This is a genomic window from Bacillus sp. SIMBA_005 (assembly GCF_046535585.1).
GTDB lineage: Bacteria > Bacillota > Bacilli > Bacillales > Bacillaceae > Bacillus > Bacillus pumilus.
Genome location: NZ_JAWRWI010000003.1, coordinates 176259 through 196543 on the forward strand (window position 1 = coordinate 176259; position 20285 = coordinate 196543).

Annotated in this window: 19 protein-coding genes; 12 read left to right on the plus strand and 7 right to left on the minus strand. The window is 42.5% G+C overall.

Translation table 11 applies throughout. The features are described from left to right. Nucleotides 1-125 precede the first annotated feature (125 nt). Nucleotides 126-1082 carry an acetylxylan esterase gene (locus SB660_RS06100; RefSeq protein WP_268496631.1) on the plus strand — a complete coding sequence of 319 codons (957 nt, stop codon included), beginning with the start codon at nucleotides 126-128 and terminating at the stop codon, nucleotides 1080-1082. 35 nt (nucleotides 1083-1117) lie between these two features. Here the strand turns inward: SB660_RS06100 and SB660_RS06105 are convergent, their stop codons facing one another. Continuing rightward, complete coding sequence (locus SB660_RS06105) at nucleotides 1118-1432, minus strand: hypothetical protein (RefSeq protein ID WP_268496630.1); 315 nt, start codon at nucleotides 1430-1432, stop codon at nucleotides 1118-1120. 60 nt (nucleotides 1433-1492) lie between these two features. On the opposite strand from SB660_RS06105, the gene SB660_RS06110 reads away from it, so the two are divergent. From SB660_RS06110 to SB660_RS06130, 5 genes are all read left to right on the plus strand, one after another. Further along, nucleotides 1493-2296: a nucleotidyltransferase domain-containing protein gene (locus SB660_RS06110; RefSeq protein WP_081042336.1), complete on the plus strand. Its 804-nt coding sequence runs from the start codon at nucleotides 1493-1495 to the stop codon at nucleotides 2294-2296. A 161-nt stretch (nucleotides 2297-2457) separates the two neighbouring features. Beyond that, nucleotides 2458-3375 carry a proline dehydrogenase family protein gene (locus SB660_RS06115; RefSeq protein WP_058015277.1) on the plus strand — a complete coding sequence of 306 codons (918 nt, stop codon included), beginning with the start codon at nucleotides 2458-2460 and terminating at the stop codon, nucleotides 3373-3375. 23 nt (nucleotides 3376-3398) lie between these two features. After that, on the plus strand, nucleotides 3399-4946 hold the full coding sequence (gene pruA, locus SB660_RS06120; RefSeq protein WP_410581778.1) for an L-glutamate gamma-semialdehyde dehydrogenase: 1548 nt from the start codon (nucleotides 3399-3401) through the stop codon (nucleotides 4944-4946). A 125-nt stretch (nucleotides 4947-5071) separates the two neighbouring features. Further along, entirely contained in the window at nucleotides 5072-6304 is a 1233-nt protein-coding gene (locus SB660_RS06125; protein WP_144463124.1) for a PucR family transcriptional regulator, read from the plus strand. 122 nt (nucleotides 6305-6426) lie between these two features. Continuing rightward, the gene (locus SB660_RS06130) at nucleotides 6427-7725 is read left to right on the plus strand and encodes an arsenic transporter (protein WP_144463122.1); all 1299 of its coding nucleotides are present in this window, start codon (nucleotides 6427-6429) and stop codon (nucleotides 7723-7725) included. A gap of 46 nt (nucleotides 7726-7771) precedes the next feature. Here SB660_RS06130 and SB660_RS06135 read toward each other — a convergent pair whose 3' ends face one another. Both SB660_RS06135 and SB660_RS06140 read right to left on the minus strand, forming a co-directional pair. Next, on the minus strand, nucleotides 7772-8449 hold the full coding sequence (locus SB660_RS06135) for an amino acid ABC transporter permease (RefSeq protein ID WP_034664171.1): 678 nt from the start codon (nucleotides 8447-8449) through the stop codon (nucleotides 7772-7774). 12 nt (nucleotides 8450-8461) lie between these two features. Beyond that, nucleotides 8462-9334: a transporter substrate-binding domain-containing protein gene (locus SB660_RS06140; protein WP_058015282.1), complete on the minus strand. Its 873-nt coding sequence runs from the start codon at nucleotides 9332-9334 to the stop codon at nucleotides 8462-8464. 180 nt (nucleotides 9335-9514) lie between these two features. Here SB660_RS06140 and SB660_RS06145 point away from each other — a divergent pair, with 180 nt between their 5' ends. After that, nucleotides 9515-9844 (plus strand): YckD family protein, encoded by a 330-nt coding sequence (locus SB660_RS06145; RefSeq protein WP_410581781.1) that lies wholly within the window; start codon nucleotides 9515-9517, stop codon nucleotides 9842-9844. Nucleotides 9845-9893: 49 nt separating this feature from the next. Here the strand turns inward: SB660_RS06145 and SB660_RS06150 are convergent, their stop codons facing one another. After that, entirely contained in the window at nucleotides 9894-10658 is a 765-nt protein-coding gene (locus tag SB660_RS06150) for an MBL fold metallo-hydrolase (protein ID WP_061406708.1), read from the minus strand. 115 nt (nucleotides 10659-10773) lie between these two features. On the opposite strand from SB660_RS06150, the gene SB660_RS06155 reads away from it, so the two are divergent. Further along, the gene (locus tag SB660_RS06155) at nucleotides 10774-11190 is read left to right on the plus strand and encodes an Lrp/AsnC family transcriptional regulator (RefSeq protein ID WP_034664465.1); all 417 of its coding nucleotides are present in this window, start codon (nucleotides 10774-10776) and stop codon (nucleotides 11188-11190) included. Between the two features lie 29 nt (nucleotides 11191-11219). Beyond that, complete coding sequence (locus tag SB660_RS06160) at nucleotides 11220-12026, plus strand: AAC(3) family N-acetyltransferase (protein WP_058015285.1); 807 nt, start codon at nucleotides 11220-11222, stop codon at nucleotides 12024-12026. Nucleotide 12027: 1 nt separating this feature from the next. Here SB660_RS06160 and SB660_RS06165 read toward each other — a convergent pair whose 3' ends face one another. From SB660_RS06165 to SB660_RS06175, 3 genes are all read right to left on the minus strand, one after another. After that, nucleotides 12028-12414 carry a competence protein ComJ gene (locus SB660_RS06165; protein WP_339164879.1) on the minus strand — a complete coding sequence of 129 codons (387 nt, stop codon included), beginning with the start codon at nucleotides 12412-12414 and terminating at the stop codon, nucleotides 12028-12030. A 120-nt stretch (nucleotides 12415-12534) separates the two neighbouring features. Further along, the gene (locus SB660_RS06170; protein ID WP_410581784.1) at nucleotides 12535-14232 is read right to left on the minus strand and encodes a methyl-accepting chemotaxis protein; all 1698 of its coding nucleotides are present in this window, start codon (nucleotides 14230-14232) and stop codon (nucleotides 12535-12537) included. Nucleotides 14233-14359: 127 nt separating this feature from the next. Next, complete coding sequence (locus SB660_RS06175) at nucleotides 14360-14788, minus strand: NucA/NucB deoxyribonuclease domain-containing protein (protein WP_169057407.1); 429 nt, start codon at nucleotides 14786-14788, stop codon at nucleotides 14360-14362. A gap of 367 nt (nucleotides 14789-15155) precedes the next feature. Here SB660_RS06175 and SB660_RS06180 point away from each other — a divergent pair, with 367 nt between their 5' ends. Genes SB660_RS06180 through SB660_RS06190 form a run of 3 tightly spaced genes read left to right on the plus strand, consistent with a single transcriptional unit; the run spans nucleotide 15156 to nucleotide 20282 of the window. Next, on the plus strand, nucleotides 15156-17225 hold the full coding sequence (locus SB660_RS06180) for a hydantoinase/oxoprolinase family protein (RefSeq protein ID WP_410581786.1): 2070 nt from the start codon (nucleotides 15156-15158) through the stop codon (nucleotides 17223-17225). Further along, complete coding sequence (locus tag SB660_RS06185) at nucleotides 17215-19200, plus strand: hydantoinase B/oxoprolinase family protein (RefSeq protein ID WP_058015290.1); 1986 nt, start codon at nucleotides 17215-17217, stop codon at nucleotides 19198-19200. The genes SB660_RS06180 and SB660_RS06185 overlap by 11 nt, the downstream gene beginning before the upstream one ends. Next, complete coding sequence (locus tag SB660_RS06190) at nucleotides 19197-20282, plus strand: ABC transporter substrate-binding protein (RefSeq protein ID WP_410581788.1); 1086 nt, start codon at nucleotides 19197-19199, stop codon at nucleotides 20280-20282. Before SB660_RS06185 ends, SB660_RS06190 begins: the two co-directional genes overlap by 4 nt. Nucleotides 20283-20285: the final 3 nt, after the last annotated feature.

A 20285-nucleotide genomic window follows, 5' to 3' on the forward strand; every position in this document is an offset into this window, starting at 1 on the left:
TTTCAATCTTCTTTGCCAATAGAAATGTCAGAAGGTTTTGTCTTTTGTGGTGAAAATGTCTTTCTTCGTCAAGAAAACAGTGATATGATAGCCATAACTAATAAAACAAAGGGGGATAGTAGGATATGCAGTTGTTTGATTTACCGTTAGATGAGCTAAAAAAGTATAAACCGAAGAAAACAGCACGTCCTGATTTCTCAGACTTTTGGAAGGCGTCGCTTGAAGAACTGAACCAAGTGGAGGCAGAGCCAGCACTTGAACCTTATGATTATCCAGTAAAGGGCGTTAAGGTGTATCGCCTGACGTTTCAAAGCTTTGGTCAATCTCAAATTGAAGGCTGGTATGCGGTACCAGATCAAACAGGTCCGCATCCAGCACTCGTTCGTTTTCATGGCTATAATGCAAGCTATGACGGCGACATTCATGACATCGTCAATTGGGCACTCCATGGCTATGCGACATTTGGCATGCTCGTCCGCGGTCAAGGCGGCAGTGAAGATAAGACAGTGACACCAGCAGGGCAGTCTCTGGGCTGGATGACAAAAGGTATTTTATCGAAAGAGACCTACTATTATCGGGGTGTTTATTTAGATGCGGTTCGAGCGCTCGACGTGATTCAGTCCTTCCCAGAAGTGGATGAACACCGAATCGGTGTGGTGGGCGGCAGCCAGGGTGGTGCACTAGCAGTTGCAGCTGCAGCACTTTCAGACATTCCGAAGGTCGTCGTGGCAGATTATCCGTACTTATCAAATTTCGAACGTGCGGTAGATGTGGCATTACAGCAGCCTTATTTAGAAATCAATTCATACTTTCGCAGAAACAGTGATCCAGAAGCGGAAGAAAAGGTATTTGAGACGTTAAGCTATTTTGATTTGATCAATTTAGCCGGATGGGTGAAACAGCCCACGTTGATGGCAATCGGTTTGATCGACCAAATCACCCCGCCATCTACTGTGTTTGCGGTATACAACCATTTAGAAACAGATAAAGATTTAAAGGTGTACCGCTATTTTGGACACGAGTACATCCCGGCTTTTCAAACAGAGAAGCTTGCCTTCTTACAAAATCATTTAACGAATTAAAAGAAAAGAGGCCACTCTCTAGGAGGGCCTCTTTTTTAATAGTTCGTATTCTGTCTCGTTTTTTCATCAGGTACTAACGCGGTGATAATGAGGGCAAGGGCAGTGATGATATGAAGAATGAATCCGAGAATCGGAATCCATGCAAGGCAGGATGTGACAATTCCAATGATACTTCCAATCATTGGTCCCTGGTCTCGCTTCGATAAGACGAGTGTGATAATATGCAGAATAAGCATGACCATGAGCGGCGAATAGCCATTGCTAATAACGAATAGACCTCCGATCACAGGGATAGCAAGGCAAGCTTCAAAAATCCCAGTGATCCATTTCATAATGCGAGATATAGACATCAGATCCAACTCCTTTTTCATATATGTCTTATTCGTATTTTCCCAAAACGTGAAGAAGTCATGCAGAATTCTATAGAAAGAGTTGATGGACACTTGAGAGAGAGAATTAAGGAAGAGCTGAAAATCATCGAAACAACGTATGACGTAAAGATTTGTCTTGCCGTCGAATCAGGCAGCAGGGCATGGGGATTTCCCTCGACCGATAGTGATTATGATGTTCGCTTTTTATATGTTCCCCGGAAAGAATGGTATTGGGCGATGGAAGAGCATCGTGATGTCATTGAACGGCCGATTGATGACATGCTTGATATCAGCGGCTGGGAGCTTAGAAAGGCACTGCGCCTATTCAATAAATCAAATCCGTCCATTATGGAATGGCTGTCTTCTGATATCATCTATGCTGAATCTTTCTCTTTGGCAAAGCAGCTAAGAGAATTAAAGGATCGAGCGTTTTATCCTGCGGCTTTGATGTATCATTACCTCAATATGGCGAAGCGGAATGAGAGCCGGCATTTACGAGGAGAGCAGGTGCGAATCAAGAAGTATTTCTATGTGCTTCGTCCTCTGCTTGCCTGTCAGTGGATTGAACGTTACCGAACAGTTCCACCAATGGACTTTCATGAATTACTCAAGGAGCTAGTGGAGGAAGGCCCGCTGTTAGCAGAAATTCACGAACTGCTCAAACGTAAAATGGACGGAGAAGAAATGGATGTAGAGAACCGTCTCGCTCATGTCCATCCATTTATTGATCAAGAGCTGGCGCGTTTTGATGAATTGGTGAAAAGCTACAATCAGCCGAAAGACAATCTGATGCAAGAATTAAATGAGCTTTTGCAGTCTACCCTTGATGAGGTGTGGGCGTAGGAGGGGAGAGTCAGCCGGATAGCGGCAGACTCTTTTTTTATCTCTTATTGTGATAAAACCACAAAAAAAGTCAGAATTTTTGTCATCTTCAAATATTGTAGCGGACAGCTTATGAGCCTTACAATAAAGACATAGCTTACAAAGAGTGGGAGGTGCCCTTTATGGAGTCGGTCACAAGAAATTTCTTCTTGTTTTTGTCAAAGAGCAGTCTCTTGAACCATATTGCTCGTAATTGGGGAAGTGCTGTTGCATCTAAGAAAATCATCGGTGGGAAAGATTTTGAGAGCGCTATCTCTGTCATTAAACGATTAAATGATCAAGGAATGGCTGTAACAGTCGATCACCTTGGTGAGTTTGTCACAAAGGCAGAGATTGCAAATGAGCGGACGGATGAGTGTATTCAAACCATTCAGCGGATTGCAGAGGCCAAGCTCAATTCCCACGTGTCACTCAAAATGACATCACTTGGACTAGATATTGACGATGACCTTGTGTATCGCAATATGAAACGTATTTTAGATACGGCAGAAAAACACCGTATCATGGTGACAATCGATATGGAGGATGAACAGCGCTGTCAAAAAACGCTGGACATTTTTAAAGAGATGAAATCTCAATATGAGTATGTCAGTACGGTTTTGCAGGCGTATTTGTACAGAACAGAAAAGGATCTTGATGACCTGAATGAGCTGAATCCATTTTTACGACTTGTAAAGGGTGCCTATAAGGAATCCGCCGAAGTGGCGTATCCAAACAAAAAAGACGTTGATCAGAATTACAAGAAGCTGATCGAAAAGCAATTACTCACAGGGAACTATACAGCCATTGCGACACATGACGATCAAATGATCGAGTTCACGAAAAATATTGTGAAAAAACACAATATACCGACAAGTCAGTTCGAATTTCAAATGCTGTATGGCATGAGATCAGAAACGCAGCAGGCACTTGTGAAGGAAGGCTATCAAATGAGGGTCTATACCCCGTATGGACGAGAGTGGTATGGCTACTACATGAGACGTCTTGCAGAACGGCCGGCAAACATTGCCTTTGCTTTAAAAGGGATGACGAAAAAATAATTTGAAACGGGAGCGTGACAAAGATGACAACACCTTACAAACATGAACCATTCACGGATTTTAGCCAGGAAGAAAACCGCAAAGCGTTTGAACAAGCATTAGCAAAGGTAACAGAATCACTAGGTCAAACCTATCCGCTCGTGATTAATGGAGAAAGAATCGAAACGAAAGACCAAATTGTCTCGATCAATCCAGCGAAAAAGGATGAAGTCGTTGGAACCGTATCAAAGGCCGGAAAAGAAGAGGCAGAACAAGCGGTTCAGGCTGCGGCGAAAGCATTTGAAACTTGGCGCTATACGTCTCCAGAAGAAAGAGCCAGCGTCATCTTCCGTGCTGCGGCAAGCATTCGCCGTAAAAAGCATGAGTATTCAGCCCTTCTTGTCAAAGAAGCAGGTAAGCCTTGGAATGAAGCGGACGCAGATACAGCAGAAGCGATCGACTTCCTTGAATATTATGCTCGTCAAATGCTGGAGCTGGCGAAAGGCAAACCAGTGAACAGCCGCGAAGGAGAACACAATCAATACGTATACACACCAACTGGCGTGACACTCGTCATTCCGCCGTGGAACTTCTTGTTTGCCATTATGGCAGGAACTACAGTAGCACCAATCGTGACAGGGAACACAGTTGTCTTAAAACCTGCTAGTGCAACCCCTGTGATTGCGGCACGTTTTGTGGAAGAGCTTGAGCAAGCAGGTCTTCCAAAGGGTGTGGTGAACTTTGTACCAGGAAGCGGAGCTGAAGTTGGAGATTATTTAGTCGATCACCCGAAAACAAGCCTGATTACATTCACTGGCTCAAGAGAAGTAGGGACACGTATCTTTGAACGCGCGGCAAAAGTACAGCCAGGTCAGCAGCATTTAAAGCGTGTCATTGCTGAAATGGGCGGTAAGGATACAGTGGTTGTAGATGAGGATGCAGATGTCGAATTAGCGGCTAATGCCATTTTCACATCAGCCTTCGGTTTTTCAGGTCAGAAATGTTCAGCTGGATCTCGGGCTGTCGTCCACGAGAAGCTGTATGACCAAGTGATCGAGCGAGTGAAGGAAATCACAGAAATGAAAACAACAGCGAACCCTCTTTCTGCGGATGTCTACATGGGACCTGTCATTGATCAAGCGTCCTTTGACAAGATCACGGATTATATCGAGGTGGGCAAACAGGAAGGCCGCTTAGTGACTGGCGGAACGAGTGATGATTCGGAAGGATACTTCATTCACCCAACCATTTTTGCAGATCTTGAGCCAACATCTCGCTTGATGCAAGAAGAAATCTTTGGACCTGTCTTGGCCTTCTCGAAAGTGTCTAGCTTTGATGAGGCACTTGAAGTAGCCAACAACACGGAATATGGTTTGACAGGTGCTGTCATTACCAATAATCGTGATCATATCAACCGTGCGAAGCAGGAGTTCCATGTAGGGAACCTCTACTTTAACCGTAACTGCACAGGAGCCATCGTGGGATACCACCCATTCGGCGGATTCAAAATGTCAGGAACCGATTCAAAAGCAGGCGGTCCAGATTACCTAGCTCTACACATGCAGGCAAAAACGATTAGTGAAATGTTTTAAGTTGGAAAAGCATGAACCTGTGCACACGGGTTCATGCTTTTTTTGCTTGTCTACGACTTGTTTCTATGCAAATCTGTCCGGAAAGAAGTATGATAAATGTATTACTTAATCAGGGAGCAATCGGGATGGAAGAGATATTAGAAAAGCTTCATACATTTTTTGATGTCGATAAGTTAATTGCATTTATTAGCGGGTATTTAAAAAAACCAGTGATTTTAGAAAGCACAGAGTGTCAGCTCCTTGCTTATAACTCTTACAGCATTCAGCAGTTTGACCCAGTCAATCAGCAAACGATTTTCTCAAAGGAATGTCCGGGGTCTGTAGTCGATTGGTTAAAGAAAACAGGGGTTATCGAGCGGCTTCACAAGGAGTCAAAGCCTTTTTATGTGAGCGGTCATGACGAGCTCGGGTTTAATCGGCGGGTGGCTGTGAGTGCCAAGCACAAACAAGAGGTTGTGGGCTTTATTTGGGTGCAGGACATTGAGGATTCTCTCACGCAGGAGGAGCTGCAATTTTTGCATGAAGCTTCCTTTCAAGTGGGAAAAGTGATTTATAAGAATAAAAAACAGCTGGAGAAAAAGGAAGGCAAGATTGAAGAATTTTTCAAAAAGGTCATGGATGATCATTTTTATACAGAAGAAGAACTGAAGTGGGAGGCTGAGAATTTAAGCATCCCGCTGCCAGCGGTATTTACTGTCATGGTCGTACACGCTGCCGATAACAAAAGTGAGACGGCAGAAGATGTAAAGGATGTCATTCGTACGTATTTGCAGCTTGAAGATAAGGTGAATCACGTATACTCCGTTCAAGCCGACATTGTCGTGATATTGGGCAGCTTGTCAGACCGGCACTCACCGAAAGCCACTGCGGCTGACGTCATCGCTCACCTGCAATCGAAAGCGCATGCCCATCCTTCTCCTTTGTATATTGGGATGGGGAGAGAGTATCGAGATGTCATGAAAATGAGCACAAGTCGATTTGAAGCGATAGAGGTCGTGAAGGCTGTGAAAATTGTGGGGGGACAAGAGCTGATTCCATATGATTACGAGAATCTGGGGGTTTTCCGATTCTTAGACTCGATTTACAGCCATCAAAAAAAGAAAAATGATTTCAATCCAGATTTGTTACGTTTGAAGGAAAAAGACCGTGACAGCCAAACTTCATTTTTAAAAACGCTTGAAGTCTACTTGTTGAATAACTGCAAGCTAAAGCCAGCCGCAGAGCAGTTGTTTATTCATCAAAATACATTAAACTATCGAATGAAACAAATCTTTGAGATGACCTCAATCGATTTAAGTCACTTCAGCCAGCGATGTGAGTTATTTATTGAATTAATGCTGATGAAAAAAGATCAATAGTCATCGAATCCGCAGGTGCCCGTGATCACCTGCGGGTTTTCATGTGAAAAATGGCATACAACGGCTTCGCTACGTTGTATGATAGATAAGGATTTTATGAGAGAGTGAAAGGGGGACCACCTTTGGGAGCAGTCACCTTGGCCATTTTGATTTTCATCCTGACCCTCGTCCTTGTCATTTGGCAGCCAGGACGTTTAACCATTGGATGGTCAGCGTGTGGAGGCGCCATTCTTGCACTTGCCTTTGGTGTCGTTCATCTGGGCGATGTGTGGGAAGTGACGCAAATAGTATGGAACGCAACATTTGCGTTTATTGGCATCATTATTATTTCGTTAATTTTAGATGAAATCGGTTTTTTTGAATGGGCTGCACTGCATATGGCAAAAGCCGCAAAAGGGAACGGTGTCCGCATGTTTATTTATTTAACATTGCTTGGCGCTGTCGTGGCTGCTTTTTTTGCGAATGATGGAGCGGCTCTGATTTTGACCCCGATCGTCTTGTCTGTAGTGAGAGCGTTAAAGCTGGATGAGCGGATGATCCTGCCTTTTGTGATGGCGAGCGGCTTTATTGCAGATACAACCTCCTTGCCATTTGTCATTAGTAACTTGGTCAATATCGTATCAGCCGACTATTTTCATATTGGGTTTCTAGAATATACAGCAAACATGTTCGTGCCAAACCTTGTGTCGCTTGGAGCGAGCATGCTAGTGCTTTATGTGTTTTACCGAAAGCTCATCCCAAAAACATACGATCTGTCACAAGCGAAGGAACCGGCTTCAGCGATCCGGGATATCCGCATGTTCCGCTTGTCTTGGTATGTGCTTGGTTGTCTGCTTGTCGGTTATTTTGCAGGGGAACTCATTGGGGTTCCGGTCTCCATCATTGTGGGCGGTATTGCCCTTGTTTTCTTGTGGCTGGCCAGAAGAAGTCCGCAAGTGGCAACAAAACGCGTCATAAAAGAAGCACCATGGTCCATTGTCTTTTTCTCAATCGGCATGTATGTCGTTGTATATGGACTGAAGAATGTCGGTCTCACAGAAATATTGGCGGCATGGATCGAACAAGGAGCATCGCATGGCTTGCTTGCGGGAACGATGTTTATGGGTGTGCTCGCCGCAGTGCTGTCCTCAGTCATGAACAATCTGCCTACTGTGTTAATTGATGCGATTGCGATCGGTCATACAGATACAGCAGGCGTCATGAGAGACGGACTAATTTATGCCAATGTCATCGGCTCTAACCTTGGCCCGAAAATGACCCCTATCGGCTCATTGGCGACATTGCTATGGCTTCATGTTCTTAAGAAAAAAGGCGTCCATATCTCTTGGGGTGCATACATGAAAGCTGGAATCATCCTCACCATCCCGACCTTGATCCTTACTTTATTGGGGTTATATGCGTGGTTATGGTTCATACATTAAAGCTGAATATAAAAAAGAGCAGGTCGCTTGGATCTGCTCTTTTTTGTTACAGATATTTTGCATAGCGTTTTTCTAAAAAGTCCTGAAGCAATGAGACTACGCTGCAAATGCCCCAGTAAATGAGGGCGACCAAAATATACATGGTCATATAATCGAATTCGCGCCCACCTACGATTTTTGCTTGCTGGAACAGCTCGGGTACAGTAATCATTGCAGCCAGTGAGGAGGCTTTGATTAAATCGAGCATGACATTGGTCAATGGCGGCAGAGCGATGCGGACGGATTGAGGCAAAATGACACCGCGCATCGTTTGCCAATAGCTGAGACCTAGTGACTTGGCAGCTTCTACCTGTCCGCTCGGCACAGAGGAGAGAGCCGCCCGATTGATTTCTGCAATATAGGCAGCGCTATTGAAGCTGAATCCAATAATGGCAGCAGTGACCGCTGTAAACTCAATCCCGATATAAGGGAATCCAAAATAAAGAATAAACAAAATCACCAGAATGGGCACGCCACGCATGAATGAGATATACAGCCGTGCAGGCAGCCGAAGCATCCATGTATTCGCCATTCTGGCAAGCGCAATAAAAAAGCCAAGAATGGTACCAAAAAACATGCTCACAAAGGAAATGAGCAGCGTCAGCCAGATGCCTTTCATGACAAATGGAAATGACGCCTTTGCCAGTGCAGGATTAAATATATATTCTAAATGAATATCTCCCACGCTTGCGGCTCCTTATTTCGAAATGTCGACATCTTCGACATCAGCATCTATTTTCTTTGAAACGTCTGCATGATTAAAGAATTTTTCGGAAATCTTTTTCATGGTTCCGTCTTTTTTCATTTCTTTTAAGACACGATTTAATTCTTTTTGAAGCTCTGTGTTGTCTTTCTTCATCACAAAACCTTGTTCGTTTGGCATGTATTTTAAGTCAGGGTGAATCGTAATATTTAATTTCGGGAATGCAGCTAGAGCTAGTGTCTGCAAGTAATAATCATTGAGAATGACATCAGTACGACCGTTAGCGACATCCTTTAAGTATTGCTCATTTGTCGCATTATCATAAATAACTTCCTTCGCGCCGTACTTGCGAGCGACATCCATATAAATCGTTGTGGCAGCACCAGCTGCTTTCTTTCCTTTTAAATCTTTTAACGTTTTAATGCCAGACAAATCATCTTTTCTTACGATCGCCGTGCCATAAGAATATTTATAAGGAGTTGAAAAGGCGAACTTATCTTTTCTGTCATCTGTGATGTCAATGTCATTTGCAGCGGCATCCACTTGACCAGAATTAATGGCGCTCAGCATGCCATCATAGCCCATTTCTTTAAATTCTACTTTCACATCAAGGCGTTTAAATGCTTCTTTGACCACTTCCACTTCATAACCAGTCAATTGATCCTTGCCATTAGCTGTATCATGATATGACGTTGGATAAAGGGTACCTGAAGTAGCAACCACGATTTTCCCTTTCTTTTGAATCTCATCCCACTTTGAATCTTTAGACTGTGAAGAGCCTGATTGACTGCAAGCAGACAAGACAAGTATGAAAGCAGACACAACAAGCATTACCCAGATCGATTTTCTATGATAAAAACGACTCATTTAAGAATCCTCCTCTATTTTTTATACAAAACAAAACATAGCACGCTTTTTCTGTTAGGACAACGTTTTCAGAAGAAAAGCGAAAAAGTAAGAATATTATGTGCAATTTGCGCGATGAAATAATGTATAAAAAAGGAAAGTGCGTACAAAATAAATGCGTATAAAGGAGGGAAGGAAATGATGAAAAAAATAAGTGGCTTGATCATATTATCGATGATACTGTTGTCTGGTTTTTATATGGAAATAGCTCATGGAGAAACACCCCAAATGGAAAAGCGTCCAGTAACGCATCAAGTAAAACTAACGACAGAACAACAAAAACAAATTGAAACGCTTGAGCAGCAAATTCTTTCTAAGCGAAAAGAAGTGATTGAGAAATATGTCCAATATGGTGTGTTAACAAAGGAACAAGGTACACATATTACGAAGCGAATGGATGAGCATTACAATCATTTGAAAAACAACGGATTTGTGCCATTGCTGAAAAAACCACAGCACCATCGACCATAAGGATGAAACCGGCAGCGAGGTGCCGGTTTTTTATTGTTTGAGATTCTTTTCAGAAGGTGAGACTTTCACCATCTTGAGGGACAAAAATGGCTTGTTCTGCTTGATGCTCCTGAATGTAAGCTTGTAAAGAAGCTCTTGTTAGCAAGCAGTGATTCACTGCCTCAAGGTGACAAGCGACAATTTGTGCTGTTGGGTGAGAATGGTGAACCTCTAAAATGTCTTCCTTCGTCATCGTAATCGGATCGCCTTCTAAAAATTGAGCAGCTCCGCTATTGACCACAATGACATCTGGCTTGCAAGTATTGACAACCTCCTTCGGTTCATCACACCAAATGGTATCACCTGCAATGTAAAGGATAGGTTCATCAGGGTGAGAGAAAACAAAACCGCTGACTTGTCCCATCCGCTTCGCTGTTTCTCCTGTCCCATGCTGTCCACCTGTCCGCTGAATATGAACACCACAAATGTCTATTTCATCTTCAATGCAAATGACATGCTCGAAACCGGCTTCTTCAACGTCTTTTTTGTCATTCTCCGATTGCGTATAAATGGGCTGGTTTTGGGCTAATTTTTGTTTCGCCTCGTCATCAAAGTGATCCACGTGCAAATGAGTGAGTAAGACAGCATCTGGGTGTAGCAAGTTGTCTAAGTCAATGTTTACAGGCAGATCAACAATCGGATTGTTCAAATGTTGATTGGCTGTATGAGGAAACGGTGGATATGTTCCTTTTGCTGCTAAAAAGGGATCAATGAAGAAAGTTGCCTGCCCATATTCAAGGTATAAAGTAGCATTCCGAATGAGCGTGATTTTCATGAAAAGGCCTCCTTTTTTTCTGATTAAGTTTACAGTATATTAAAAGAGTTCCATGTGACAGAGGGTAATGAAAGTCTTTCATCAGAGGGACTTGATTTTTGAAAGAGGTGAGCCAATGTTAGACCAAACCGATATGGATATTTTAAAAGAGCTCTCAAAAAACAGTCGATTAACCATGAAAGCGCTAGGTGAAAAAGTTCATTTAACGGGCCAAGCTGTTGCAAATCGAGTGTTAAAGCTTGAAGAAGAGGGTGTGATTGAAGCATATACCATTTCGATTGACTGGCGGACGCAAAAGACCATCCAAACATTTATGCAGCTCTATACCCGAAGTCATCATCACGAACCACTTCTGTCATTTCTCGACCAACAGGAAGAGATCAAGAATTTATTTAAAATAAGTGGTGAGGGCTGTTATATGGCTGAAGGCCATTTCTCCAGTCATGATGAACTGGATCTGTTTTTAACGGAGCTGACAAATTACGCAAATTATAAACTGTCTATTGCGGTTAAGCGTCTCATTCATCAGTAAAAGAAGAGACGCAGGAGGATAAGGAAACGATGAAAAAATTAATCGAAAATCAAGCTGAACCGGTGACAAAGGAAAAAATCAAAGCAGACTTGGTTCAACTTGGTGTGGAAAAAGGCATGATTTTATGTGTTCACTCATCTTTATCATCTATCGGCTGGGTAAACGGTGGCGCTGTTGCGCTCATACAAGCATTGATGGAAACCTTAACAGAAGAGGGGACACTGATCATGCCGGCACAAACGTTAGAGCTTTCTGATCCCGCTGATTGGATCGATCCGCCTGTTCCTTTTTCATGGTGGAAATCGATCAAAGACACGATGCCTGCATTTGATCCAGCTTACTCGATGCCAACAGCAATGGGAAAGGTAGTAGAAACGTTTTGGAAATACCCAGGCGTGGCGAGAAGCAATCACCCTCATTTTTCATTCACAGCTTGGGGGAAGAAGAAACATGAGCTTCTGAAACACCACGCACTTTCTTTTGGATTAGGAGAACATTCGCCTCTAGCCCGCATGTATGAGCTTCAGGCTCAGGTGCTGCTGATTGGTACGTCTTTTGAAAGTCTGACAGCTTTCCATCTGGCTGAATATCGCATCCCTCAGCAAGACCTCATGACAAGAGGAGCTCCCATCTTAGAAAATGGATGGAGAGTATGGAAAGAATACCAGGATATTATCACAAGAGAAGAACTATTTGAGCAGATCGGCCGTGACTTTCTGCAATCAGGAGGCACTCATCATCACGGACAAATCGGGCTTGCCAGTTCATATTTATTACCGATGAAAGAATCGGTAGACTTTGCGGAAAAGTGGCTTGATTTGTACGATCAGTCGTGATCTACACAGTTTGGAAATTGATATGATAAAGGTCTTGATCAGGCTGCTGTGAAGTATAGCAGGTGAGCTGATAGTCTCCCTTTGGAATAGGGAAAGACAGTACCTGAGCCATGACGCTTGTGATATAAACTTGATCGCTTGCATGCGTAAAAGGTACTGTGACTGTTCTGTCAGCCGAGGCTGGGGGCATATCGCTATTTAAAGTAACAGTAACAGATGCTTTTCCGTTGTTGACCCCTTCAAAGGATACACCGTGATCTCCCATGGCGAATCCTTGAAGAATGTCATCATCTGACCAGTCAATCACAGGTGGTGTTTTGTTTCCGCTGTATACGGTGATTTGATGATAGGAGATAGATAGGGAATAGGCTTGGTTTAAGTTATTCATTTAAAAAACCCCTTTATACATAGATTTTCGTTGGAATGTGAATGGTTGAAAGAGTGAATCTTGAAGAGAATGTTAGGCAGCAAGACGATTGTCGCCGTCTTGCGCTTCTATATGAGGAATCTAGATGTGAAATTGTGAAACCATTGCTTTTAAATCTCCTGCTAAATGAGCAAGAGCTTCTGATGAAGCAGTTACTTCTTCCATTGCGGCAAATTGTTCTTCTGTTAAGCCGGCTACTTGTTGTGAATGTTCACTCGTTAGTTTAACCACTTCTGTAATAGTGGCAAAGGATTGTTTCGCATCGTTTGTATAAGCTGCGATTTTTTGTGATGCACTAGATAAATGCTTGATGCCATCTGCCATTTCTCTCATTGACTGTTGAATATCAATAAATGATTCTTCTGTATGAGAAATAAGTACAGACCCTTGAGCCGCTTCCTCTCTTACTCGTTTGATCGCATTTGTTGAATGAGTCATCTCTTTTTGGATTTCAGAAATGAGATGGGAAATCATATTTGATGAGGCTTGAGATTCTTCAGCGAGCTTTCTCACTTCGTCTGCGACAACTGCAAATCCTTTCCCATGCTCGCCTGCTCGTGCTGCTTCAATTGCTGCGTTAAGAGCAAGCAGGTTGGTTTGGTTAGCGATGTCTGTAATAATATGGGAAATATGATCAATTTCAGCCGAACGTGTTTCTAATGCTTGAATGGCTGTCCCATTTTCCTCTATTGATTTTGCAATAGATGTCATTTGTGAGTTTACTTCCCCAATATTCTCCACACCTTTTAGGGCCATTTCTTGTGCAAATTGACTTCTTGAAGCCATTTGCCCTGCATTTTCCGTGATGTTTGCCAACTCGTTAGATACTTGAATCATCGTGTGCACACTTGTTGTCATTTGAGTTGACTGTTCTTCTGATGAATGAGCGACTTCTTGAATACTATGGGTGATTTTTTCGGATGCTGCACTTGTTTCCTCTGCACTAGCTGACAGCTGTTCAGATGAGGTTGCCACTAATTCAGATGTGTTCATCACATTAAGAATGGTGTGATTTAATTTTTCCCGCATCTTATTGAAATGATCAGCCAAATCAGACAGTTCGTCGCCTGCTGTATCTGTCACATTGATGGTCAAATTTCCTTCACCTGCACTCTTAATGGCAGAAGCCATAAGCTTGAGACGGGTTTGAATCCGCTTTGTGAAAATAGAAATAATGATTACAGCAACGATTAAGCTTAACAACAGAACAATGAAAAATTGAATGTAGAATGACTGAAGCATTTGTGAAATCATGCTTTGGTTGGCACCCGTATAAAAAATACCGATCGTTTCACCTGCATCATTTTTGATTGGCATATAAGCCGTTTGGTAGTCTTTCCCAGCAACATTTGCTGTGCCGTAATAGTTTTCACCTTTATCTAATACAGTGGCCTTCACTTCTGGTGAAACTTGTGTACCGACAGCTCGTTTTCCGTTTAACATGACATTCGTTGCAACACGGGTATTTCCTTGGAATATTGTGATGGTATCATCGGTGTATTCTGCTAAATGGTCGACCAATGTATCATGATCATTGATTTGGGTATTCCCTTTGTAAAGCTTTCCACCTTTTATCTGCCACGAGCCTGCTACTTTTTCATCTAGGTAGGCATAGCCTAGCTTTAAATCACCTTTTGCTTTTTCAGTGGCCATGTGCTTGATGTTTTCTGTCATTTCACGATTCACCACATAACCAACAATTGCTGAGAAGATAATGATGACACTTAAAAAGATCAGCAAAATTTTGGCACCAAGCCTCAGTTTTCCCTTTTTCTTCATGCTTTTTGACTCCTTTAGGTATAAGGTAGGATAAACCTCCTTAAGGATTATCGGCATGAAAAAAATGTTTGAAATACCTGTAAGCAGTTACGAGGAAATTTTTTTTAGATAGAAAAGGGTCATGTCGTTAATCGATGATAAATTGTATTCTTGTGCCGTCAGGATCATCTGATAATTGATGACCGACCCAAGAGCCTGCTCCTCTATTATCTGAAGGACTAATGTATTTGACTGAAGCTCCTGTTCCTCCTTCCTTACACATCGCCATCGGCCATTCGTCCCGATCATATCCGCGCTTTGTTGGGATGCCATGAAGTGATTGTTCTCTTTGTTCATCGCTATGTTTACGGTCAATTGTACATACGGATGAATGGCCTTCATCAATTGCCTCTTCTATGTGCTTCGCGGTTTCGGGGTAACGATCTGATGGGAAGTGAATCGTTTTGTCATAAGATGAATTCGTCGTCTCTTGTTTACCTTGCTCCAGCTGAATATAGCCTGTTGCTACACCAACGATGATCAGTAAAAGCAAGAGAATGATTTTAAGAAGTTTCATAGATGCTAGCTCTCTTTCTTGTTTGCGTATTTTGTAAACAGAAGTATAGCAGAATTACTTACCAATTTCTCCTGGTTTTGAAAAAACGCCTTTTAAAGTTCGAAAAACGGTTTTTATCCGTTTTCTTGCTTTTCACATCTAAAAAAATTCATAAAAATTTTAATTTTTCAGTTCATAAAAAGATTATGCTTTATCAAAATGGCTTTATCACTGCTTTTTGGACTAATTTCAAGAATTTAACACACAGAAATTTTAAAAAAATAAAATTGACTAGACCGATATGCTTTAATAATATGGAGTCAAATATCAAAAAATGTCGTAATTTATCAAAATATCATTCTATTTACATTGTAGGAGGGAAGTACAAATGGCGGATGTCTCTTATCGGCTTGGTATAGACATAGGCGGAACATTTACTGACTTATCGCTGATGAATGAAGCAACAGGGGCGTTAACTGAACTCAAAACACCCACAGTGACTGACGACCCAGCTCAGGGAATTATCAATGGGCTAAAACTTCTAAAAGACAGAGGTGTTGATTTATCTAAAATCCAATATCTCGTACATGGCATGACAATCGGTCTTAATACATTGTTGCAGAGAAAAGGAGCAGATTTGGCCCTTTTTGTGACGGAAGGCTTTCAAGACATATTGTCACTACAGCGTTTACGACTACCCATTCCTTATGACTTCAATTCTCGTTTGCCAGAACCATTAATACCACGAAAGCACGTATATCCAATCTCTGAAAGGTTGATACACGATGGTACGATCAAAAAACCTCTCCATCTGCAGCAATTAGATCATGCTGTCCAGCAGGTCATGTCTAAAGGGCTAGCAGGTATTGTTATTTCTTTTTTACATAGCTATCAAAATCCAGTTCACGAATTACAGGCAAAAGCCTATATCAAACACCATTATCCGCAATTAGAAGTCCTTACTTCATCTGAATTATGGCCCCAAATGAGAGAATACGAGCGTACCGTGATGTCTGTTGTCAATTTGTACATCCAACCAAAGGTGAAACAGTATTTACAAACATTGAAAAGCCGTTTGAAAGAAGAAGGTGTACCAATTTCTCCATACATTACCCAATCAAATGGTGGTTTAATGGATGCAGAAAGTGCAGCAACTTCACCTGTTAAAACACTTTTTTCTGGTCCGGCAGCTGGTGTCATTGGTGCGGCAAGAATTGCAGCTTCTGCAAACGAATCCAATCTCATCACGTTTGATGTTGGGGGGACGAGTGCAGATATTTCCATTATTCAAAATGGACAGCCTACAATGGCTCAGTCAAATCAGCTTTCAGGTTTTCCTATCATTCTTCCATCTGTTGCGATGTATTCAATAGGGGCAGGCGGGGGTTCTGTTGCATGGATTGATCAGGGCGGGCTTCTCAAAGCAGGACCAGAATCAGTCGGCTCACAACCGGGACCTGCTTCGTATGGTAAGGGAATAAAAGCCGCTTTAACTGACGCGTTCCTCATATGTGGTTATCTCAGTCAAGAACGTTTTGCCGGAGGACATCTACAACTACAGCTGTCCGCGGCAGAAAAGGCCTTTCAGCCAATTGCTGACCAGCTCAACAAAAAAGTAGAAGAAGCGGCTGACCAGCTGATTCAAGTAGCTGTCGCCAATATGTACACAGAATTAAGCAATGTCATGGAGCAGCAAGGGTTTGACCCAAGAGATTTTAGTTTACTAGCGTTTGGCGGAGCAGGACCAGTTGTAGCGAATTTCCTTGCGCGAGAAATTCATGCGAAAAACGTGGTCGTTCCTCCAAGTCCAGGAACATTATGTGCATTAGGTGCCCTGAACGCTGATTTTATTCATGATGCGGTGCTGTCGAAGAAGATATGCTTACAAGACTACTCGATAGATCAACTAAAACAAGATTATGAGATGCTTTCTCGAAAAGCGACTGATTGGTTCAGTCAGCAGAACATTCAGCATATTAAACAGACATCCATTCTATTATTGGCAGATGCACGTTATCAAGGACAAGCCTATGAGATTGAATTACCATTATCAGCTGAATGGCTGAAGCAAGAACAAGATATCCATCAACTCGTTGAAGCCTTTCACAAACTACATCAACGTCAATATGGTCATAGAGATGATCAGGCGAACATCGAGTTCACTCATTTACGAGTTCGAGTTATAGGCGAGACGCCGCCGCTGCCTTTCACACCTGTTCATGAAAGCAGCGGACAATCTTTGAAGCCACATGAATTCAGGCGAATCTTTATAGAAGAAAAAGAATATGATGCAGCTATTTATTACAGAAATACTTTGTCAGTAGGTTCTGTCATTAATGGACCTGCCATCATTGAGCAGGATGATACGACAACATTGATTCTGCCAAATTGGGCAGGCAGCATTGATCAATCAGGGAACTTGGTGATTTCAAGGGAGGCGGCTTTACATGAGAACTGATCCAGCAAAGCTTGAGATGATGCGCAGTTATTTTAATGCAATTGCATCTGGCATGGGACATGTCATTGAGCGGACGTCTTTTACGACTTTCGTTAAAGAATCAGCTGACTTTGCGACAGCGTTAGCCACGCCTTCTGGAGATTTCTTTGTTTATCCGAAGACAGTGGGTGTCACGATCTTTTTAGGGCTGAGTCTTAAAAAAGCGATTGATGAGAGCGGACCGATGCAGCCAGGAGATATTATCATCACAAATGACCCTTATACGACAGATGGTTTAGCGACTCACCTGCCGGATGTCCATATCATTAAGCCGATTTTCGTAGATGGTGAAATTGTCAGTTATGCTTGGTCTTTTGTTCATGTAAGTGATGTGGGCGGACTTGTGCCCTCGAGTATTTCACCGACAGCGACAGATATTCATCAAGAAGGATTAAGAATACCGCCAGTGAAAATTTATGAAGGTGGAAAAGAGAATCAGGTTGTTCGTACTTTTTTAAGAGCCAACAGCCGAGCTGGTCATTTAAATGATGGGGATATCAATGCAATGATTGCTGCAGTAAATACAGCAGAAATTCGGTTAAAAGAAATGATCGGGAAATTTGGAATAAATGAAGTGAAACAAGGAATGATAGACCTCCTGAAACAAGCTGAGGTTCGTGCAGGAAAGGTCATTGAAGCCATTCCGGACGGAACGAGTGAATTCGCTGATTATTTAGATGATGATATGATCTCGGATGTGCCGATCCGGTTGAAAATCAAGTTAACGGTGAAAGGAAAGCGGCTGACGCTTGATTTTTCTGAGTGTGACCCGCAAGTGAAAACAGCTTTTAACCTTGTCACCAATGGTCAGAAGCATTCCTTTCTATATCAAGGATTGATTAATTACATTATTAGTAAAGATCCCTTTATACCGATTAATGGCGGAATCACATTTCCGATTGAAGTGATTTCACCTAAAGGGACGCTAGTGCATCCAGAATACCCGGCTTCTGTTGGTATTCGGCATTCGATTACGATGAGGCTGTTCAATGTCGTGCTAGGCGCCATTGGTAAGCTGTTACCCGAAGCTGTGCCGGCAGCAGGTGCAGGTCAATCTGCCATTGTTGTTCTCTCTGTTCCTGATAATCAAACAGGTGGCAGGAAAATGTCTGTTGTTGAACCATTAGGCGGAGGCGGCGGTGCTCAAAATGGAACGGATGGAGTAGATGGTATTGATCATTCGTCTGGCTTTTTGAAAAATACACCCATTGAGAGCTTAGAACAGCATATTGATATTCATGTTCACCGATATGAGCTTTTGCCAAATACAGGCGGAGCAGGAGAAAACAGAGGCGGACATGCGATTGGTTTGGAATTTGAAATGATCAAGCCTGAATCCATGGTGACCGCACGAGGTATGGAACGGATGAAGTTTCAGCCTTGGGGATTAATGGGCGGCCGAGCGGGAGCTATCGGTGAGGTCAAACTGGTCACAGCAAAAGGTGAAAAACAAGACCAGCCGAAAATAGATGTTCTACGACTTGAAAAAGGCGATATTGTGCAATTGATATCACCAAGTGGAGGCGGATGGGGAAATCCATTTGCAAGAGAGAAAGAAAAAGTCCTTCATGAAGTGGAAGCAGGTTTATTAAGTGAAGAAAGAGCGCTACAGCAATATGGCGTTAAAGTGTATCTAGACCAAAATGAATGGAAGATTGATGAAGAGCAAACGAATCAGCTTCGTGAAAAGGGTAATCACCCTGCTCATATCATGTGGGATGTCGGAGAACACAGAGAAGCTTATGAGAAAGTATGGACGGATGAAGCCAGCAGCGAGCTTGCTGTGCGGCTGCGCTCCTATCCAGCTAACGAACGTACACATTATAAACATGCAGTTCATCAATATTTCAGTCATAGAAATGAGCCGTTAACAAAGAAAGATATTATTCAAGCACTTCGTCATATGGATGGACAAAAAGGGGGAAATGAATCATGAAAAGAAGATTAATCACTATTTTTGCAGGTGTTCTGTCATTGATTCTACTGCTGACAGCTTGCGGTGGGAATGGACAGGATCAAGGTAAACAGCAGCAGACTGTGATCGTTGGCGTATACGGAGGCGATTGGGAAAAGAATATCAAACCGATCCTCGAAAAGTTTGAAAAAGATACGGGAATTAAAGTCCAAACAGTCTCTGGTGCGGATTCTGAATGGTTTACAAAATTAAAAGCGTCAAATGGTAAAAATCCACCGTATGACCTGCTTATTTTACAGCCTGATACGATTCAAAGAGGCATTGCAGCAAACGTTCTTTCACCTATCGATGAAGATCAAGCACCGAATGTCAAAAAACTTTACCGCTCTGTTCAAAAGAAGCTCACTGTCGATGGGAAACAATATGCAGCAGGCTTTAGCATGGGGCAGCTCGGAATTGCTTATAGAAAAGACCTCGTAAAGCAGGAACCAAACAGCTGGACTGACCTATGGAGCAGTCAGCTAAAAGGGAAGGTAGCCATTTCATCGCCAACTTATTCAGCCGGGTTACAATTTTTCTCTGCGCTTGTCCATGCTCAAGGGGGGACAGAATCAAATCCTAAGGATATTGATAAAGCCTTTAAAAGCCTTTCGCAATTAAAAGGGCATGTTGCTGCTTTTCCAGATAATCCAGGGTCTATTCAAACCTTGTTAGAACGTGGTGACGTCGCAGCAGTTCCATATTGGGATGGACGAGCATTTGCACTTGAAGAAGAAGGAATGAATATTGGTTTCTCCTATCCAAAAGAAGGCGCTGTTGCAGCAGTTGCGAGCTGGGCTTTAACGAAGGGAAGTCAGCATGAAGAAGCGGCTTACAAACTATTAAACTATTTAAGTGGAAAAGAAGCTCAGGAAGCTTTCTCGGAAAAATCTTATTATGGTATGTCGAATTCTGATGTGAAATACGGTGACAAGATTAGGGGAAAGGTCAAGGTTGGAGAGAATTATTATAGCAAGCTGACTTGGGTAGATTACGAAACAGCAACTTCGGAGCTGGGCAATTGGACAAATCGATGGAACGAAGTATTAGGTGGAGGAAAATAGGTG

Coding starts and splice junctions, on each gene's coding strand:
- SB660_RS06100 (WP_268496631.1), top strand. CDS start 126: ATGCAGTTGTTTGATTTACCGTTAGATGAGCTAAAAAAGTATAAACCG.
- SB660_RS06105 (WP_268496630.1), bottom strand. CDS start 1,432: ATGTCTATATCTCGCATTATGAAATGGATCACTGGGATTTTTGAAGCT.
- SB660_RS06110 (WP_081042336.1), top strand. CDS start 1,493: ATGCAGAATTCTATAGAAAGAGTTGATGGACACTTGAGAGAGAGAATT.
- SB660_RS06115 (WP_058015277.1), top strand. CDS start 2,458: ATGGAGTCGGTCACAAGAAATTTCTTCTTGTTTTTGTCAAAGAGCAGT.
- pruA (WP_410581778.1), top strand. CDS start 3,399: ATGACAACACCTTACAAACATGAACCATTCACGGATTTTAGCCAGGAA.
- SB660_RS06125 (WP_144463124.1), top strand. CDS start 5,072: ATGGAAGAGATATTAGAAAAGCTTCATACATTTTTTGATGTCGATAAG.
- SB660_RS06140 (WP_058015282.1), bottom strand. CDS start 9,334: ATGAGTCGTTTTTATCATAGAAAATCGATCTGGGTAATGCTTGTTGTG.
- SB660_RS06145 (WP_410581781.1), top strand. CDS start 9,515: ATGAAAAAAATAAGTGGCTTGATCATATTATCGATGATACTGTTGTCT.
- SB660_RS06150 (WP_061406708.1), bottom strand. CDS start 10,658: ATGAAAATCACGCTCATTCGGAATGCTACTTTATACCTTGAATATGGG.
- SB660_RS06155 (WP_034664465.1), top strand. CDS start 10,774: ATGTTAGACCAAACCGATATGGATATTTTAAAAGAGCTCTCAAAAAAC.
- SB660_RS06160 (WP_058015285.1), top strand. CDS start 11,220: ATGAAAAAATTAATCGAAAATCAAGCTGAACCGGTGACAAAGGAAAAA.
- SB660_RS06165 (WP_339164879.1), bottom strand. CDS start 12,414: ATGAATAACTTAAACCAAGCCTATTCCCTATCTATCTCCTATCATCAA.
- SB660_RS06170 (WP_410581784.1), bottom strand. CDS start 14,232: ATGAAGAAAAAGGGAAAACTGAGGCTTGGTGCCAAAATTTTGCTGATC.
- SB660_RS06175 (WP_169057407.1), bottom strand. CDS start 14,788: ATGAAACTTCTTAAAATCATTCTCTTGCTTTTACTGATCATCGTTGGT.
- SB660_RS06180 (WP_410581786.1), top strand. CDS start 15,156: ATGGCGGATGTCTCTTATCGGCTTGGTATAGACATAGGCGGAACATTT.
- SB660_RS06185 (WP_058015290.1), top strand. CDS start 17,215: ATGAGAACTGATCCAGCAAAGCTTGAGATGATGCGCAGTTATTTTAAT.
- SB660_RS06190 (WP_410581788.1), top strand. CDS start 19,197: ATGAAAAGAAGATTAATCACTATTTTTGCAGGTGTTCTGTCATTGATT.